Source organism: Ruegeria sp. ABV3_008 (assembly GCF_056161185.1).
In genome coordinates, this window is record NZ_JBSWYP010000011.1 from 92850 (window position 1) to 107701 (window position 14852).

Sequence of the window (14852 nt, forward strand, 5' to 3'; positions counted from 1 at the left end):
TAGGGTAGGCGATGTCTCAGAGTCTTTTGAAGTATACACGTGTATTGGAAATTGTCGGAGACACGATCAAGGTTCGTGTGCCGGTTGACGATGGTGGCGCGCCGGCTGTTCGGTTCAATGATCTGGCGGTGATCGAAACGGTCGATGGGCATAAAACGCTGGCCCAGGCGATCTTTATCGACCGGGATGTGGTGACGCTGCAAGTGTTCTCGGGCACCAAGGGCATCTCGACCGAGGCGACAGCGACCTTCCTGGGTCACCCGATGCAGACGCCGTATTCCGCCAATATTCTGGGACGCGTTTTTGACGGAGCGGGAGAGCCGATAGACGGCGGCCCTGACCTGTCGGCCGAACCGCGGATCGAGATAGGCGGGCCAACTGTGAACCCGGCCGAGCGGGCCGTGCCCAACAAGATGATCCGCACCGACGTGCCAATGATCGACGTGTTCAATACGCTGGTCGAAAGTCAGAAGATCCCGATCTTTTCGGTCTCGGGCGAACCGTTCAACGCCTTCCTCAGCCGCATCGGGATACAGGCGGACGCGGATATCGTGGTCTTCGGCGGGTTGGGGTTGATCTTCGATGACTACCACACGTTTCGGACTTCGTTTGAGGATGCAGGGGTGTTCTCGCGCACCGTGATGTTCGTCAATCAGGCTATGGACCCTCTGGTGGAACGCCTTCTGGTGCCAGACATGGTGCTGGCCGTGGCGGAGAAATTCGCGGTGGAAGAGGGCAAGCGCGTTCTCGTGCTTCTGACCGACATGACCGCCTATGCTGATGCGATGAAAGAGGTGGGAATCAGTCAGGAGCGCGTCCCTTCGCAGCGTGGCTATATGGGCGATCTCTATTCGCAACTGGCGCGACGCTACGAGAAAGCCTGTGATTATGCCAAGGGGGGTTCGGTGACTGTTTTGACCGTCACGACGATGCCCGGCAATGATGTGACCCATCCGGTGCCGGACAACACGGGCTACATCACTGAGGGGCAGTTCTACCTGCATTCGGGTGTGATTGACCCATTCGGCAGCCTCTCGCGCCTGAAGCAGAACGTCATAGGCAAGACTACACGTGAGGATCACGGGCAGATCATGAACACGATGATCCGCTTCTATTCGGAAAGCCGGGATGCCGCGCAGAAGCAGGCGATGGCCTTTGATCTGTCGGACTACGATCACCAACTGCTGAAATTCGGCGCGCTGTTCCGCAAGCGGTTCATGGATATCAATGTCTCGATCCCGTTGGAGGACGCGCTGGATCTGGGTTGGAAAACACTGGCCGAGTGTTTTGCGCCTGAACAATTGCTGATGAAGCAAGCTCTGATCGACAAGTATTTCCCAAAGGACGGTGATGGCGCGGTTGCAGCTGAATAAGTCGTCGCTCGCCCGCGAGCAGACACAGCTGAAAAGCTATGAGCGGTTCCTGCCGTCGCTGGACCTGAAGCGCCAGCAGTTGATGGCCGAACGCGCCAAGGCACGAGAAGATGTAAAGCGTCTGGAAGACGAAGTGAGCGATCTGGCGCAACAGGTTGGCGCAAAGCTCCCCATGCTGGCGCAGAAGGGCATTGATCTTGATGGCTTGGTACAGCTGACAGACTACAAAGTCAAAGAGGTGAATGTCGTGGGCGTCAAGATGCCCGCCCTTGACCGGATTGAGGTTTCGGTTCGGCCGTACTCACGGCTGGCCAAGCCCCATTGGGTCGACGCCGCCGCGCAGTTGCTGCACGACATGATTGAGGCGCGTCTGCGGGTCAAAGTGGCGGAAGAGCGGGTGAAGATATTCGACAAGGCCGTCGCCACGATCACGCAGCGGGTCAATCTGTTCGAAAAGGTTCTGATCCCGCGCGCCAAGGCCAATATCAAGAAGATCCGCATCTATCTGAGTGATGAGCAGATGCAGGCCGTCGTGCGCTCGAAGATCTCCAAGCGCAAACATGCGCAGGAGGCCATGTCATGAGTGTTGCACGGCTTAAGAAGCTGTCTTTGGTGGGACGGGCGGCGCAGAAGATCGAAACGCTTGAGGCGCTGCAGGCTCTGGGCTGTATGCATGTTCTGCCCCTGGCGCCGCCGCCGGCTGAGCCGGAAAAGGTCAACGAACGGGGCGCGCATGAAGCATACAAGGCGCTGCGTTTCCTGACCGATGTCCCCGAGCCTCGCAGGCAAATACAACGCGATCCTGAGTTCCAGATGGATCAGTTCGTCAAAGACGTGCTGGACCTGATGCAGCGTACGCGTGACATGTCGGACCGGCGGGATTTTCTGGCCCATCGAATTGCTCAGGTGCAGCCTTGGGGGGATTTGGATTTCCCGCCCGACGATGTTCTGGCGGGCAACCGGTTGTGGTTCTACCAACTGCCCCTAAAGCACCGGGATGCGTTGGAAGGTCTTGCGCTGCCTTGGGCCATTCTCGAACAGGATCACCGCTTCATCTATGCCGTCCTGATTGCGCCAGACGAACCGGCCGACGATATCCTGCCGGTCCCGCGCACGCATACCGGGTCTTTGCCGATCCACGAGTTGGAAGCACAGCTGGAAGAGGCAGAGATCGCGATCGAAGCGCTTGAGGCGGAACGGGTTGCGCAGACCCGATATCTAACGCTGATGCGGCGCAACCTGTCCGTAGCTGAAAGTGCGGCAGAGCTAGCCCACGCCACCCAGAAGGTCCGCGACGAAGAGGCGATGTTTGCCCTGCAGGGCTGGGTGCCAGAAGATCGGATTGATGCGGTTCTGGAGATGGCGGGGGCGAAAGATGCCGCCGTTCTGATCGAAGACCCGGGCGCCGATGACACCCCGCCCACATTGCTGGAGCAGCCGGAACAGCGCAGCGCTGCTGTGGACTTGGCGCTGTTTTACCAAGTGCCGGGCTACAAGGACTGGGACCCGAGCGTGATCGTCGCTGCCTCTTTCGCATTCTTCTTTGCAATGATCGTGGCAGATGCTGGATACGGGGCCGTCATTCTGCTGGGCCTGTTGCTATTCTGGAAGCGTTTGGGCGGGACTGTCAGCCAACAATCCTGGAGGCGCTACGGTGTGATCGTCTCGGTGGCGACCATCCTCTATGGCGTGTTGGTCGGCAGCTATTTCGGGGTCGCACCGCCCGATGGGTCCCTTCTGGCAAAGGCAAAACTGCTGGATCTCAATAACTTCGGCGCGATGATGATGATCTCGATTGTTGTCGGTGTCTTGCATCTTGTGCTGGCCAACGCTTTAGCCGCGCGTGCGGCATGGGGGCAGCGCAAAGCTGTTGCCAATCTTGGTTGGATCGCGGCGCTGATCGGCGGGTTCGTCTTGTGGCTCAGCTACATGAAAGGCCAATCAGCAGCGCCGGGCGCGATGATATTGGGCGCGGGTCTTTTGGCGATCCTGCTGTTTACCAGCGAGAGGCAGATCAAAAAACCAATCGACTGGCTCTGGCGACTTATTGACGGTGTGCAGGGTCTTGCCGGGGCCATGGGCGCATTCGGAGATGTCCTCAGCTACATGCGCCTGTTTGCGCTTGGCTTGGCTTCGGCCTCGCTTGCGATCACATTCAACGATCTGGCGATCTCGGTGATCCACGCGCTGAAAGGGCCGGGCATTTTGTTCGGCCTGCTAATCCTGATCATTGGCCACATACTGAACTTCGCCCTCGCCATGATGAGCGGCGTCGTCCACGGTTTACGTCTCAATTACATCGAATTCTTTAAATGGGGTCTGCCGGACGAAGGCATCGTCTTTCGTCCGTTCGCCCGCAAGGAGGTTCAGGAATGAATGAGCTTGTTCTGACATTGGGTTGGCTGGGCATCTACGCCCCCATGGCGCTGGGCGCGGCGGCCAGTGCGATTGGCTGTTCGATAGCGGGCATGGCCAGTATTGGTGCGATGACCGAGACCGAGGGCGGCTATGGCCGCTTCGTCGGCGTCTCGGCCTTTCCGTCAACGATGGTGATCTACGGGATCGTCATCATGTTCACGCTCAACCGCGATGTAACGCCGGAAAACGCAGGTGGGTTGTTCGGGATCGGCATCCTGTCGGGCATCGCATTGATGTATTGCGGTATCTGGCAGGGTCGCGCCTGTGCCGCCGCGATCAATGCGACGAAAGAGAAGCCCGAAATATTCGGCCTCTCCTTGGCTCCGGCCGCTATTATCGAAGGCTTTGGAGTCTTCGCCTTCGTCTTCGCCCTCGTGATCAGCGCGGGGATCAGTTGATGGCACAGGATGGCATGATCTCGCATGGCGTTGACGCGCTGATCGACAAACTGCGCAGTGATGGGGTGGCCGCCGGGCAGGCGGATGCTGAGAAGCTGAGGGCGGATGCCAAGGCCGAGGCAGCAAAGATTTTGGCGGACGCCAAGCGTGAGGCGGACGCGTACCAGAAAAAGGCCCGCAGCGACTCCGATAGCTATCGTGCGGCAGGCGAAGAGGCGTTGAACACCGCCATGCGGGACGCGGTTCTGACCATGAAAGCGGGCCTGACGGATCGGTTTCGAGAGGATGTGGCGCGCCTCGTCACCAAGGAAATGGCAGACCCGGACCTGTTGAAACAGATGATCCTGGAGGTTGTAGGGCGCGCTTCTGAGGGGGCCAATCTCGAGGGCAAGGTTCAGGTCATCCTGCCGGCAAAGGTCGCCACGCAAGAGGATATCAAGCAAAACGCTGATGACATCCAGTCCGGTAAGTTGACGAAATACGTGCTTGGCCTGACCGCCGAAATGCTGCGCGAGCAGGTGGAGTTGCATGCTGCGGACGATACTCAGGATGGCATCCGAGTGCGGGCCGAAGATCAGGGCGTGGTTCTGGACCTGACCAACAAAGCCGTGGCCTCGTTGTTGATGCAGCATCTACAACCTCGTTTCCGCGCTGTGCTGGAAGGGGTGATCCGGTAAGATGTCGGACCCCGACGCCTATATCGCTTTGATCAGCAGCCTGCCGGGCTCGGAACGGTTGTTTGTCGCCAAGCAGCCGCCCTTGTCGCGCCTCCGCCTTGAGCGGCGTTTGACGGCGCTGACATCCGAGGACGCGCGCGTTTTGAAGGCGTTGGAGCATGCTCTGAACTGGAGCGGCTATGACATGGACGTGACGGATGCTCAGGCCATTGAGCGATGCAAAGAAGCACTGGAGGATACGCCGCAACCAACTTTGCGGAAGATCCTTGTGGAACGCATGGATCTGCGCACCGTCGTTGCCGCGCTTCGCCTGCGTAAGCAAGGCGGTGGCGCCCCGTCAGGGGTATTCGGAATGGGCCGTTGGAGCCGGCACATCCCCGAAAACTGGGGCGATCCGCATTTCCGTCTTGAAGGGGCGATGCCATGGATCAAGGACGCGAAACAGCTATTGGAGGCCGAAGATCCACTAGGACTTGAACGGTTGCTCTTGTCGGTCAGTCACAAGCAACTGAAACGGCACGCATCTCGTCACTACTTCGATTTCGAAGCCGTGGCGATCTACGTGCTGAAATGGAACATCTTCGACCGCTGGGCGCAAAGCAACGCGCAGGACGCGGCCAAGAGATTTGAGCATCTGGCGCAACAGGCCATGGCCGATGTCGCTGATATCGATTTTGAGGGAGCATACGCATGACCGCCCCAACCCCCGCCACGCAGACCGCCACCGCCCGCGTCGTTTCGGTGCAGGAGGGGCTGGTGCAGATCCAAGCGAACGCAGATGCCTCGGGCCAGCCCGGACAGCTGGTCAAGAACGAGGTGGTGTTCATCCTGCCCACGCGCCCCGGCCCAGGCGGCAGGCAAGAGCGGCTGAAGGCCGAAGTGTTGCGCGTACGCGGTGATACAGCGGATGTTCAGGTCTATGAGAGCACCGACGGTGTCGCGGTCGGCGATCCGGTAGAACAATCGGGCCAGTTGCTGTCGGTCGAACTCGGGCCTGGCTTGCTGGGGCAGGTGTTTGATGGCCTGCAGTCGCCGCTGCCCAAGGTGGCCAGCGAGTTTGGAACATTCCTGCCGCGCGGGGCAGACGTTGCCCCGCTGGATGATCAGGCAAAATGGTCGTTCACGCCGTCCGTTAAGGTTGGGGATACGGTCACAGCAGGCGACAGCATCGGAACGGTGCCCGAAGGCCACTTCAGCCACAAGATCATGTTGCCCTTCAATTGGACAGGCGACTACAAGGTCGTTTGGGTCCAGAAGGGCGCGGCCACGATCCACGACATCGTTGCCCGGCTGGAGGATGAGCAGGGCGGTGAACACACACTCACCCTTTCGCAGAAATGGCCGGTACGGCGCCCCTTGCCAGAGAGTATCCTCAAACGCGCCCTGTCCGAACGCCTCTACCCGACCGAGCCGGTTCTGACCTCGCAGCGCCTGATTGATACATTCTTCCCAATCGCCCGCGGCGGAACGGCCTGTATTCCCGGCCCGTTTGGAGCGGGCAAGACGGTGCTGCAAAACCTGATCGCGCGGAACGCCAAGGTAGATATCGTCATCGTCGTGGCCTGTGGCGAACGCGCCGGTGAGGTGGTCGAGACGATCCACGAATTCCCCAAGATGACCGACCCGACAACTGGCGGCAGCCTGATGGATCGCACGATCATCATCTGTAACACGTCCTCAATGCCAGTCGCCGCGCGCGAGGCTTCGATCTTCACCGGCATCACGTTGGGCGAGTATTACCGCCAGATGGGCTACGACGTTCTGCTGATCGCCGACAGCACCAGCCGTTGGGCGCAGGCGATGCGCGAAACCTCTGGTAAGTTGGAAGAAATTCCAGGCGAGGAGGGCTTTCCGGCCTACTTGGAAAGCTCGATCAAGGGTTTGTACGAACGCGCGGGCGCGTTGAAAACCAATGATGACGATCTGGGCAGCCTGACCCTGATCGGGACTGTGTCACCTGCCGGAGGCAACTTTGATGAACCGGTCACGCAGTCCACTCTGTCTACCGTGAAATGCTTCCTCGGCCTGTCCTCGGAGCGGGCCTATAAGCGGTTCTATCCCGCTGTTGATCCGATGCTCAGCTGGTCGCGCTACACGGATCAGCTTTCCGACTGGTACGACAAGAACGCGGAACCCGGATGGACAGGTAAGGTCCGGGACCTGTTGGCCCTGATCGAAAAAGGTGAGCAGGTCGACCAGATGATGCAGGTCACCGGCGAAGAGGGCGTCACCATCGAGGATTTTGTCACCCAACAAAAAGCGCTGTTTGTGGATATGGTCTACCTTCAGCAGGATGCCTTTGACCAGGTGGACGCAACCGTGCCGCTGGAGCGGCAAAAGATGACCTTCAAACTGGTCTACGACGTGACCCAGTCGAGTGCCGATTTCGCCGACAAAGCCGAGGTGCGGCAGGTGTTTACGCAACTCACCGGATTGATGAAAAACTTTCACTACGCAGCCGAGAACACGCCGGAATTCAAATCAATCTGGCAACAGATCAAGGACCTCTGCCATGAAAAATTCGGAGTCTGACGAGTTGCTGGCCATTGAGGACGGAAAGCCGACTGGTGAGGACAATGTCCGTGAGTATTCTGGTTGGCTTAAGCATCGGTCCCAAAGCTGTTGCATACTTTTGACAGCCCAAAGTGTCTTGGGCCGGAGCATGCCTTTCGATGTCATCGCGTTGAGAACCTATCCATGATTCCGTCATAGTACTCGATATCCGAAGGATGCTATGCGCGAGGGCCATATCGTAGGCGCGTTATTTTTTCTTTTACATTGACCAATTTACAGGCAGATGGATCGACAAACCTCGGGAAGATGCGCAGCTGGAATTGGACTTGTTTGACAGATCTACTGCTCTGGCGAACAATTGGCATTTGACGAAGCCGAGCCAAGCACAACGACCATGAGCCAGAATTTCTCCCGGCGACTGACGGATCTTCTGATCCGTATCTACCCGGACCATGACCATGCAGAATTATCCGAGCAGATTGTGCAAGCGTTCTGGCCGCCAGGGCACCACCAAAGAAAGCAGGGGCGAAAGCCCGGCAATGGTCTTTGGTCGGAGCGAGACAGTGTTCTGATCACTTACGGCAATTCCATCGAAGATCAGGTTCATAAACCACTGGACTTGTTGCACGATTTTCTTGTGCGTCATCTGCAAGGGGTCGTGAACGGCGTGCATATCCTGCCATTCTTTCCCTTCACATCCGACGATGGATTTGCGGTTTCGGATTACTACAGCGTCAGCGCGCAATTGGGGGATTGGCCGGACATTACGCGTATCGCGGATGATTTCCACCTGATGTCGGATCTTGTGCTCAACCACGTGTCCAGTCAGGGGCTGTGGTTCAACAACTACCTGCAGGGGAAACCGCCGCATGACAGGTTCTTCTTCGAGGCTAGGCCTGAAGATGATCTGCAACCGGTGGTACGGCCCAGAACCACGCCGCTTTTGCGTCAGGTTGAAACCAGCCGTGGCGACCGTCACGTCTGGTGTACTTTTAGCCACGATCAGATTGATCTGGATTTCCGCAATCCAGAGGTTTTGATCGAAATGCTTCGGATCATCCGACTGCATATCGACAAGGGCGTGCGCATCCTGCGGCTGGACGCCGTTGCCTTCATCTGGAAAGAGGTGGGTACGACCTCGATCCACCTTCCTCAGACGCACGCGATCGTGCAACTGCTTCGGCTGCTTTGCGATTTCACGACTGAGACGGTCGTCCTGCTGACCGAAACCAATGTTCCGCGTACAGAAAATTTGAGCTATTTCGGCAATCGGAACGAGGCGCATGCGGTCTACAACTTCCCCCTGCCTCCGTTGATCCTGCACGCCATGCAGTCCGGCACGGCCCGGTACTTGCGTGACTGGCAGGCGGCCATGCCTCCGGCACAATTGGGGTGTGCGTATCTGAATTTCACCGCCAGCCATGATGGTATCGGCATGCGGCCCGCAGAAGGGCTGCTGCCACCCGAAGAAAAGACGCGGATGATCGACACCGTGCGAAGGCTGGGCGGGCTGGTTTCCATGCGCGCCTTACCGGATGGTCGCGAAGAACCTTATGAACTGAACTGCGCCTTCTTCGAGGCCATGCGCGCGACCTTTGACGGCGAAGACCATTTTCACCTGGCCCGCTTCATCTGTTCGCAGACCATCGTGATGTCACTTGAGGGCATTCCCGCGTTCTACATCCATTCCCTGCTGGCCACCCCCAACGACCATGAGGCGGTTGAACGTCGCGGGATGAACAGGGCGATCAACCGGCATCGCTGGCACTATCCGGACCTGCTGTCAAAGCTCGCTGATCCTGGATCGGATCAATCCCGAGTGTTGTCGGAAATGTCGCGCCGGTTGCGCATTCGCGCGCAGCAGTCGGCGTTCCACCCGAATGCGACGCAGTTCACCCTGCGGCTTGACGAAAGGGTTTTCGGCATCTGGCGGCAGAGCCTGGATCGAAGCCAATCTATTTTCGCCCTTCACAACGTGTCTTCGGATCACGTTCAGATCAACCCGACAGAGGTGAACCTGATTGCCGAAGAAACGTGGATGGATGCGCTGACCGGCGAGGTTTTTGGCGCCAACATGTCCGAATTCTCGCTGGCGCCTTACCAGTGTCGCTGGATCACGAACGCCCCTGCGGTGTGAACTCTTCCAGATCCAGAGCGACCGCTTCGCTCAAGTGGTGCAGGAACTCGGCATCTGCGGCATGGACCCGGTTCCATGTCGGGATAAAGGGCGTTTCATGGGGGTTTTCCAAAAAGACCCGACCGGCGCGGATGATATTTTCGGCAAACAGCTCAATCGACTTTTCCTCAGTATGGCGATCAAGTGCCAAGCCGTTCATCTTTGCATCGGTATAGTACCCCTCGAGCAAATCCAGAGCCGAGCGATAATAGGTCGCCTTGAGCGTGCGGAACGTGTTGGCGGTGAACACGGTGCCGTCTGCGGCCAGTTTGCGGAAAATGGCCTTGCAAATGTCGGTCGACATCCGGCTCAGCCCTGTGTTTGCATCTTCGGGCGACAGCTTCTGATGCTTGTGATCGTAATTGTCGGCAATCTCGACCTGGCAGACGGATTTGGGCGCGAGGTTCCTCCAGGCCTCAGATAGAACGCCGATTTCAAGCCCCCAGTCGGACGGGATGCGCAGATCGGGCAAGGTTGGTGTGCGAATGGCAAACTCGCCTGACAGCGGATAGCGGAAGCTGCGCAGGTAGTCGATGTAGTCCCGATCTCCGATCACCTTTTTCAGCGCGATCAGCAGAGGGCTGACCAGCAGCCGCGTGACACGGCCGTTCAGGTTGCCATTGCCGATGCGCGGATAAAAACCTTTTGCCATCTGGAACGGGAAGGTCGGGTTGACCACAGGGTAGACCAGCCGATCCAGCATATCCCGTTTGTAGGTCACGATATCGCAGTCATGGATCGCCATGACCGAGCTGTCGGCGCAGGCCAGCAGATAGCCGATACAGGACCAGACGTTTTTGCCCTTGCCGGGTTCCTGTGGTGCAAGGCCAAGGTCGCGCAGCCGGTCTTCCAGCTGCAACATCCGGGGGCTGCTATTCCAGATCACAACATGTTTCTGGGGCAAACGCTCAAAAAACGCTCTGGCGCTTTGGTATTGTTCTGCGTCGGCCTGATCTAGCCCGATGATAATGCGATGCAGGTAGCTGACCTTGGACAGCTCATCGATAATCCCCGTAAGGGCCGGACCTTCCAGTTCTGAGTAGAGACAGGGCAGGATCAGCGTGACCTTACGCGTTTCGGCAAAGACCGAGATTTCGTGCACCAGATGCTCGGCCGGGCGGCTTCGCAGGTTGTGAAGCGTGGTGATGTTTCCGTTTTGATGGAAGTCTGCCATTTGGGCTGCCTGTCTTGGTTAACTGTCTTTGTGATCGGCTGCGGTGAGGGTCAGAATGGCCTCGGCCCAGCCTTCGGGACCTTCACGTGAGGTTCTGAGGATCCGCTGTTCGGTTTCTGGCGCCTGGACCGGAATGGATGCACCATGCCGGTTTGCGACAACGACACCGGTGTTGGCGGCAAGGATCATTTCCAGATCGTTCGGTGCATCCCCAAGAGCGATGGTTCTTTCCGGTTTCAGCTGGCGGATCACGTCGGACATGGCATCTGCTTTGGTCTTTCCAAACGATAAGGTGAGAAATCGACCACCTTGCCTGGCCTTTAGACCGTACCGCCCGGCTTCGGAGAGAAACCTGTCAAGATCCTCTGGCGCGCCATCCCACACGCCCGGTTCGCTGAAATGCCGATCCTGGGCTTTCTCTGCCTCGACGAGATCAAGGCCGGTCCTGTCGCTCACCTCCTGCACGCTCATATCTGCGAAGCCGCGAAAGCCGGGTGGGAGGTGTTGCAGGATATTCAGAATGTTCAGATATTCAGATGGCCCGCCGGTTTCTGGGTGGCCCGGTGCCAGAATGCCAGCACCATTTTCAACTATCGACGGCATGTTCGAAAAGCCTATGGCTTGGCGAAGCCCAATAATCTCAGCAGCGGTTTTACTGCTGGCTAGCACGAGCCCCGCGCCAATGTCCCGAAGCCGTTTTAGTGCGGGTTGCGCCACGTCCCAGCTATAGTCGTGATGGTTCAGCAGAGTACCATCGAGATCGGAGAAAACCAGAAGTGGCAGGCGTTGGGACATGGCTTCTGACTAGCATCCGAGATTGCGCGGCTACATCTCAAATCAGAAGAACATGCGGATTTAGTGTTTAAAAAATCAGCAGACAAGTATGGTAGCTGAAAAAATAGGCAAACTAGGCCGGCAATACCTAACGTAGCCCGCTCTCATGTGCACTGGACGCGCGGGAAAGGAAAACGGATAAAGCTAGGAAAGTGTATCCGGGCATCGAACTTTGTGCCCGTTCCGGATCACCTGCACGACAGCGCGAGCGAAGGACGCCAACCATGCCCAGCAACGTAGAACCGAGCATCCGCCAGCTCAAAGCGCTTGAGGCGGTTGCCCGCACCGGCAGTTTCACGGCTGCGGCAGAAGAGTTGGGCGTCTCTCAACCCACGGTTTCCAACCTGATCGTCGCCTTGGAGCGGCAAACCGAGTGTCGCTTTTTGCGGCGGGGCAACAAGGGTATTGAAACCACCGAAATGTTCGAAACACTGCGTCCGCAGATCAAGGCTCTGCTGGCGTTGAAGTCCGAGGTCGATCTAGCGATTGGCGCGCGGAAAGACCTGAAGTCGGGCAGTTTTTGGGTGGGCTATTCAACCTATCAGATCGCTATGCCTCCAATTGCCCGATTTATCCAGACCCATCCGGGTGTCACCCTGAATGCGCGTGCCATGGCCAGCCTCGACCTGATGCCCTTGCTGCGCACGGGTGATCTGGATGTCGCCTTTGTCACCGCGCGCGAACCGCTGGAGACGATGCATTGCCAACAAGTTGCCTCGTTCCGGATCGGCATTGTGGCCCAAAGCGAAGGCGCGTTGCGGGACGTCGAAAGCCTCAGTTGGGCCGATGTCGGGAAACTGAGACTGATACAGCGTGAGCCGAATGCCGGTACGCGTCAGATTTTTGAACGCGCAGCTTCAGAAGCTGGTATCGCGCCGGATACCATTCTGGGTCTCGGCTCCTGGGGGTCGATCACCTCTCTGGTCCGGGCTGGCGTAGGCGAGGGGGTAGGCTTCGAATCGGAGTTGGTGGCCGCCGACAAGGATCTGAAATTCATCCCGATTAACGATCAAAAACTAAGCGCTCATCAGTTTCTAGTTTCGATGCCCGCCATGGCTGCGTCGGCCACCGTCCGGCAATTCTATGAAATTACTCAAGAAACTTTGGCGAGTACAAACGAATAGGAATAGCATAGTTTAAAGCTATAAACTCTCACTCATTATTAAACTGTTACAATAGCCCCTTAACCGGGTCGTCGAACAAACCTGGAGGTTGTCATGACGATCCGTCATATTCTGATGTCCACTGCCGCGACGATGATTGCGGTTCCCGCGCTGGCAAATTGCCCGGTCCCCACCGTCGCTGATCCAATGGGGCTAGAGCCCGCGTTCCCGCAGCAATTGGAACTGGCCGAGCTGCAATCGACCGCATCCTGCACCCTGGAATTCTCGGAAAACCCGGCGATTGCCGACCTTAACAGCAAAATCCTTGGCAACGCCGACCTGGCCGCTGTCGCAGATCGCCTGCCGGCCGAGCCTCTGGTCGTGATGCCCTATGAGAGCATCGGCCAATATGGCGGCGCAATTACTGGCATTTCGAAAGCGACCGAGTCGGGCACGTCGGACCTTCTATCCGTACGCCACGTGAATTTCGTGCGCTATGCGGATGACTTGCAGACGGTTGTGCCCAACGTCGCCAAGGCTTGGGACTGGAACGAAGACAAAACCGTTCTGACGATCACGCTGCGTGAAGGCCACAAATGGTCGGACGGCGAACCCTTCACCGCCGAAGATGTTGCCTTTTGGTACAACGACCTTCTGTTGAACACCGACATTCTGGAAAAAACCCCGGATCGCTGGCTGTTTGCAGGCGAGCCGATCAATGTTGAGGCGGTTGACGACGTGACCGTCCGCATGACCTTCCCGGTGCCGACGCCGGGCATTCTAAACCGTTTTGCCGTCGACTATGGCCAGCCGTTCCAGCCCAAGCATTTCCTGGGCCAGTTCATGCCCAAATACAACGAAAACGCCGATGCGCTGGCGCAGGAATACGGTTTCGCCAATGGGGCCGAAGCAGTTGATTTCTACTATGGCGGTTCGGACTGGAAAGACGTTCCCTCGCCGCTGCTGAAAGACGCTGACAAAGCTGCTGCCATCGGCCGCGCGGTTGTGCCGACCCTGGAAAGCCACATCGTTGTTGAAGAGACCTCGGAAGGCCGCAAACTGGTGGCGAACCCCTATTTCCACCAGGTCGACACTGCGGGCAACCAGCTGCCTTACATCAACGAAATCGTTGAGAGCTATGTCAGCGACAAGGAAGTTCAGAACCTTAAGGTCATGAACGGAGAGGTTGTCTGGAAACAGCAGGCGATCTTCCTGGAAGACTTCCCGCTGCTGAAAGAGAACGAAGGCAAAGGCGGCTACACGATCCAGTTCGCGCCGACCCTGGGTGAAAACGTGTTCTTCTCGTTCAACCGCACCCATAACGACGAGGTGCTGCGCGAAATCTTCAACGATGTGCGCTTCAACCGTGCCATGTCGTTGGCGATGAACCGTGATGAAATCAACGAGATCGTCTATCTGGGTCAGGGTACTCCGATGCAAGGTGTTCCGGCCGAGCCCAAGACCGTGTCGTTCATCTCGGATGACGTGCTGAACAAGGACATCGCCTATGACGTCGAAGGCGCCAAGGCCCTTCTGGCTGAAATGGGTCTGAGCGACAGCGACGGCGACGGCACGTTGGAGCGCCCGGACGGCAAGCCTTTGGTCATTCGCCTGGTCTATTCCTCGCAGGGTGTGCCGGTGAAAATGATGGAGCTGGTGCGGGACTACTGGACCGCCGTGGGCGTGCGCGTTGACCTGAAAGAAGTTACCTCGGACGAATACCGCGCCTCGGGCAACAACAACGATCTGGACCTGACGACCTGGAAGTATGACGGCAATGCCGGCCCGACCATCTCGCAGGATACCACCGTTTTCGTGCCGCCCTTTGGTGACTTCTTCAACCCGGGCACCGGTGCCAAATGGGCCACATGGAAGCAAACCGATGGCGCTGAAGGCGTTGAACCCCCAGCCGATATCCAGAAGCTGTGGGAGCTGAGCGAGCGGTTCATCCAGGCTGAGTTCGGCTCGGACACCAGCAATGAAATCGGTGCAGAAATCGTCAAGATCCACACGGATAACATGCTGAAGATCGGCACCGTCGGTGACATCGTTGCCCCCTTCCTGTGGCGCAACGATCTGCAGAACGTCAAACCCATCAAGTCGAAAACCTACGACTTCTACTGGACCTACCCCTACCGCCCCTCGCAGTGGTGGCTGGAACAGTAACCCCCATACGGGTTTGGCA

At 57.8% G+C, this 14852-nt stretch carries 12 protein-coding genes; 10 read left to right on the forward strand and 2 right to left on the reverse strand.

Translation table 11 applies throughout. The features are described 5' to 3' along the window. The first annotated feature begins 11 nt into the window (after window positions 1-11). From ACXAH8_RS17905 to ACXAH8_RS17940, 8 genes are all read left to right on the forward strand, one after another. Window positions 12-1373, forward strand: coding sequence for a V-type ATP synthase subunit B (locus ACXAH8_RS17905; protein ID WP_475220105.1), 1362 nt, complete (start codon window positions 12-14; stop codon window positions 1371-1373). Then, window positions 1351-1956, forward strand: coding sequence for a V-type ATP synthase subunit D (locus tag ACXAH8_RS17910; RefSeq protein WP_170641219.1), 606 nt, complete (start codon window positions 1351-1353; stop codon window positions 1954-1956). The genes ACXAH8_RS17905 and ACXAH8_RS17910 overlap by 23 nt, the downstream gene beginning before the upstream one ends. After that, window positions 1953-3749: a V-type ATP synthase subunit I gene (locus ACXAH8_RS17915; RefSeq protein WP_475220106.1), complete on the forward strand. Its 1797-nt coding sequence runs from the start codon at window positions 1953-1955 to the stop codon at window positions 3747-3749. Before ACXAH8_RS17910 ends, ACXAH8_RS17915 begins: the two co-directional genes overlap by 4 nt. Then, entirely contained in the window at window positions 3746-4189 is a 444-nt protein-coding gene (locus ACXAH8_RS17920; protein ID WP_170324458.1) for an ATP synthase subunit C, read from the forward strand. Before ACXAH8_RS17915 ends, ACXAH8_RS17920 begins: the two co-directional genes overlap by 4 nt. Further along, the gene (locus ACXAH8_RS17925; RefSeq protein WP_475220107.1) at window positions 4189-4866 is read left to right on the forward strand and encodes a hypothetical protein; all 678 of its coding nucleotides are present in this window, start codon (window positions 4189-4191) and stop codon (window positions 4864-4866) included. Before ACXAH8_RS17920 ends, ACXAH8_RS17925 begins: the two co-directional genes overlap by 1 nt. Window position 4867: 1 nt before the next feature. Continuing rightward, the gene (locus ACXAH8_RS17930) at window positions 4868-5560 is read left to right on the forward strand and encodes a hypothetical protein (protein WP_475220108.1); all 693 of its coding nucleotides are present in this window, start codon (window positions 4868-4870) and stop codon (window positions 5558-5560) included. Beyond that, window positions 5557-7398 (forward strand): V-type ATP synthase subunit A, encoded by a 1842-nt coding sequence (locus ACXAH8_RS17935; RefSeq protein WP_475220109.1) that lies wholly within the window; start codon window positions 5557-5559, stop codon window positions 7396-7398. Before ACXAH8_RS17930 ends, ACXAH8_RS17935 begins: the two co-directional genes overlap by 4 nt. A 376-nt stretch (window positions 7399-7774) precedes the next feature. Next, entirely contained in the window at window positions 7775-9517 is a 1743-nt protein-coding gene (locus ACXAH8_RS17940) for a sugar phosphorylase (RefSeq protein WP_475220110.1), read from the forward strand. Here ACXAH8_RS17940 and ACXAH8_RS17945 read toward each other — a convergent pair. After that, window positions 9495-10730, reverse strand: coding sequence for a glycosyltransferase family protein (locus ACXAH8_RS17945; protein ID WP_170680121.1), 1236 nt, complete (start codon window positions 10728-10730; stop codon window positions 9495-9497). The two genes, ACXAH8_RS17940 and ACXAH8_RS17945, sit on opposite strands and share 23 nt — an antisense overlap. Before the next feature lie 18 nt (window positions 10731-10748). Next, window positions 10749-11525, reverse strand: a complete 777-nt coding sequence (locus ACXAH8_RS17950) for an HAD-IIB family hydrolase (RefSeq protein ID WP_475220111.1) — start codon at window positions 11523-11525, stop codon at window positions 10749-10751. Window positions 11526-11788: 263 nt separating this feature from the next. On the opposite strand from ACXAH8_RS17950, the gene ACXAH8_RS17955 reads away from it, so the two are divergent. Then, a complete protein-coding gene (locus ACXAH8_RS17955; RefSeq protein ID WP_475220112.1) occupies window positions 11789-12688 on the forward strand; it encodes a LysR substrate-binding domain-containing protein in 900 nt (299 codons plus the stop codon). A gap of 93 nt (window positions 12689-12781) precedes the next feature. Continuing rightward, window positions 12782-14833, forward strand: a complete 2052-nt coding sequence (locus ACXAH8_RS17960; protein ID WP_475220113.1) for an ABC transporter substrate-binding protein — start codon at window positions 12782-12784, stop codon at window positions 14831-14833. Window positions 14834-14852: the final 19 nt, after the last annotated feature.

Bases quoted from the DNA above. Each gene is read 5' to 3' on its own strand.
- ACXAH8_RS17905 (WP_475220105.1), top strand. From the start codon at position 12: ATGTCTCAGAGTCTTTTGAAGTATACACGTGTATTGGAAATTGTCGGA.
- ACXAH8_RS17910 (WP_170641219.1), top strand. From the start codon at position 1,351: ATGGCGCGGTTGCAGCTGAATAAGTCGTCGCTCGCCCGCGAGCAGACA.
- ACXAH8_RS17915 (WP_475220106.1), top strand. From the start codon at position 1,953: ATGAGTGTTGCACGGCTTAAGAAGCTGTCTTTGGTGGGACGGGCGGCG.
- ACXAH8_RS17920 (WP_170324458.1), top strand. From the start codon at position 3,746: ATGAATGAGCTTGTTCTGACATTGGGTTGGCTGGGCATCTACGCCCCC.
- ACXAH8_RS17925 (WP_475220107.1), top strand. From the start codon at position 4,189: ATGGCACAGGATGGCATGATCTCGCATGGCGTTGACGCGCTGATCGAC.
- ACXAH8_RS17930 (WP_475220108.1), top strand. From the start codon at position 4,868: ATGTCGGACCCCGACGCCTATATCGCTTTGATCAGCAGCCTGCCGGGC.
- ACXAH8_RS17935 (WP_475220109.1), top strand. From the start codon at position 5,557: ATGACCGCCCCAACCCCCGCCACGCAGACCGCCACCGCCCGCGTCGTT.
- ACXAH8_RS17940 (WP_475220110.1), top strand. From the start codon at position 7,775: ATGAGCCAGAATTTCTCCCGGCGACTGACGGATCTTCTGATCCGTATC.
- ACXAH8_RS17945 (WP_170680121.1), bottom strand. From the start codon at position 10,730: ATGGCAGACTTCCATCAAAACGGAAACATCACCACGCTTCACAACCTG.
- ACXAH8_RS17950 (WP_475220111.1), bottom strand. From the start codon at position 11,525: ATGTCCCAACGCCTGCCACTTCTGGTTTTCTCCGATCTCGATGGTACT.
- ACXAH8_RS17955 (WP_475220112.1), top strand. From the start codon at position 11,789: ATGCCCAGCAACGTAGAACCGAGCATCCGCCAGCTCAAAGCGCTTGAG.
- ACXAH8_RS17960 (WP_475220113.1), top strand. From the start codon at position 12,782: ATGACGATCCGTCATATTCTGATGTCCACTGCCGCGACGATGATTGCG.